The sequence below is a fragment of the Methylobacterium sp. W2 genome (assembly GCF_020662345.1).
Classification (GTDB): Bacteria; Pseudomonadota; Alphaproteobacteria; order Rhizobiales; family Beijerinckiaceae; genus Methylobacterium.
The window spans coordinates 1-413 of record NZ_VMOA01000116.1; the positions used below are offsets into that span (position 1 = coordinate 1).

Consider the following 413-nt stretch of genomic DNA (forward strand, 5'->3'; position numbering starts at 1 on the left):
GATCTGGGGCGCGAACCCGATCGCCTCGAACCTGCACTTCTGGACACGCGCGCAGGAAGCCAAGCGTAACGGCGCGCGCCTGATCGCGATCGATCCGTATCGCTCGTTGACGGCCGAAAAGTGCCATCAGCACATTGCGCTGAAGCCCGGTACCGACGGCGCGCTCGCGCTCGGCATGATGCACGTCCTGATCGCTGAAAATTTGCTCGACCGCGCTTACATCGCCGATCACACGCTCGGTTTCGAACAACTCGAGGCGCGCGTACTCGACTATCCGCCATCGCGTGTCGCCGAGATTTGCGGGATCGAAGAACAGGTGATCGTCGATCTCGCGCGTCTCTATGGCAGCACGAAAAAGGCGGCGATCCGGTTGAACTACGGCATGCAACGGGTGCGCGGCGGCGGCAACGCGG

The 413-nt window shown here is 62.7% G+C and carries 1 protein-coding gene; it reads left to right on the forward strand.

What is annotated here, in order from left to right; all coding sequences use genetic code 11:
• On the forward strand, positions 1–413 hold a 413-nt coding region (locus FPV16_RS25970; protein ID WP_227441381.1), incomplete at both ends, for a molybdopterin-dependent oxidoreductase.